At 65.0% G+C, this 2,334-nt stretch carries 2 protein-coding genes; both read left to right on the top strand.

All coding sequences use genetic code 11. The features are described 5' to 3' along the window. Nucleotides 1-453: carboxyl transferase domain-containing protein (locus ACK4ZD_RS15495; RefSeq protein WP_409664112.1), on the top strand; the 453-nt coding region annotated here is incomplete at its 5' end. Nucleotides 454-472: 19 nt separating this feature from the next. Continuing rightward, nucleotides 473-2,334, top strand: a 1,862-nt coding sequence (accC, locus tag ACK4ZD_RS15490) for an acetyl-CoA carboxylase biotin carboxylase subunit (RefSeq protein WP_409664109.1), incomplete at its 3' end; no start/stop codon positions are given.

Genomic DNA, 2,334 nt, shown 5'->3' with positions numbered 1-2,334 from the left:
GTGCCCGGCTTCATGCCCGGCACGGCGCAGGAGTACGGCGGTATCATCAAGCACGGCGCCAAGCTGCTGTACGCCTACGCCGAGGCCACCGTGCCCAAGATCACCGTCATCACGCGCAAGGCCTACGGAGGTGCGTATGACGTGATGGCCTCCAAACATCTGCGCGGTGACGTCAACCTAGCTTGGCCCAACGCCGAGATCGCCGTCATGGGCGCCAAGGGGGCGGTGGAGATCATCTTCCGTGAGGACAAGAAAGACCCGGCCAAGCTCGCCGAGCGCGAGGCCGAGTACAAGCGACGTTTTGCCAACCCCTTCGTCGCCGCCGAGCGCGGCTACATCGACGACGTCATCCTGCCGCACGAAACGCGCAAGCGCATCTGCCGCAGCCTGGTGATGCTCAAGGACAAAAAGCTCGAAAACCCGTGGCGCAAGCACGGCAACATCCCGCTGTGAGGGCAGGGAAGCACACACCATGTTCAAGAAAATCCTGATTGCCAACCGCGGCGAAATCGCTTGCCGCGTCATCGCCACCGCCCGCAAGATGGGCATCGCCACCGTGGCCGTCTATTCCGAGGCCGACCGCGAGGCGCGCCACGTCCGCCTGGCCGACGAGGCCGTCTGCATCGGCCCGGCGCCCAGCCGCGAGAGCTACCTCGTGGCTGACAAGATCCTCGCCGCGGCCAAGGCCACCGGCGCCGAGGCCATCCACCCTGGCTATGGCTTTCTGTCCGAGAACGAGGACTTCGCCCGCCGTGTCGAGGAGGAGGGCCTCGTCTTCATCGGGCCGAAGCACCACAGCATCGCGGCCATGGGCGACAAGATCGCCTCCAAGAAGCTCGCCAAGGAGGCCGGCGTCAGCACCATCCCGGGTTGGAACGATCCGATCGAGTCGGCCGAGCAGGCGGTGGAGATCGCGCGTGGCATCGGCTACCCTGTCATGATCAAGGCCAGCGCCGGCGGCGGTGGCAAGGGCCTGCGCGTGGCCTTCAACGACAAGGAGGCGCTGGAGGGCTTCACCTCGTGCCGCAACGAAGCACGCAACAGCTTCGGCGACGACCGCGTGTTCATCGAGAAGTTTGTCGAGCAGCCGCGCCACATCGAGATCCAGGTGCTGGGCGACGCGCACGGCAACGTGATCTACCTGAACGAGCGCGAATGCTCGATCCAGCGCCGCCACCAAAAGGTGATCGAGGAGGCACCCAGCCCCTTCATCAGCGAGGCCACCCGCAAGGCGATGGGTGAGCAGGCCGTGGCGCTGGCCAGGGCAGTGCAGTACCAAAGCGCCGGCACGGTGGAGTTCGTGGTCGGCAAAAACCAGGATTTCTATTTCCTGGAAATGAACACCCGGTTGCAGGTGGAACATCCAGTCACCGAATGCATCACCGGGCTGGATCTGGTGGAGCTCATGATCCGCGTGGCCGCTGGGGAGAAACTGCCCCTGACGCAAGCCGACGTCAAGCGCGAAGGCTGGGCCATCGAGTGCCGCATCAATGCCGAGGACCCGTTCCGCAACTTTTTGCCCTCCACGGGTCGGCTGGTGCACTTCAAACCGCCCACCGAGACCATGTGGCAGGCGGATACCGCGCATCGCTACGGCGTGCGGGTGGACACGGGTGTGTTCGAGGGCGGCGAAATCCCGATGTACTACGACTCGATGATCGCCAAGCTCATCGTGCACGGCAAGGACCGCCAGGATGCCATCGCCAAGATGCGCGAGGCGCTCAACGGCTTCGTCATCCGCGGTATCAACAGCAACATCCCGTTTCAGGCCGCGCTGCTGGCCCACCCGGAGTTCGTCGCGGGTAACTTCAACACCGGCTTCATCGCCCAGCACTACGGCGGCGGTTTCCGCTCCGAGGACGTGCCGCACGACGACGAGGACTTTCTGGTGGCGCTGGCCGCTTTCGTGCGCCGCAAGAGCCGCGAGCGGGCGGCCGCGATCAGCGGCCAGCTCCCCGGCTATGGTGTCAAAGTCGGCAAGGACTACACCGTGATTCGCCTGTCCACCGACGGCCAGCACCGCCATATCCCGGTCCATGTGGACGAGTTTGTGGGCGAGACCGGCTACGCCTCGGTGCTGGTGGGGGACAAACGCTACAAGATCCGCTCGCCCTCGCGTCTGAACGACATCGTCATCACCGGCGAGGTCAACGGCCAGCCCTTCACCGCGCAGATCGAACGCGGCAGCGCCCGCAATCCGCTGGCACTGATCGTGCAGCACAACGGTACCAAGCTGGAGTGCTTGGTGGTGTCACCCCGCATGGCAGAGCTGCACCGGCTGATGCCCTTCAAGGCGCCGCCGGACATGAGTCGCTACCTGCTCTCGCCCATGCC

It is taken from the genome of Caldimonas sp. (assembly GCF_046291045.1).
In the GTDB taxonomy this organism is placed as follows: Bacteria; Pseudomonadota; Gammaproteobacteria; order Burkholderiales; family Burkholderiaceae_C; genus Caldimonas.
The sequence above is the reverse complement of the archived record's forward strand: the minus strand, read 5'-3'. Positions and strand labels throughout refer to the sequence as shown.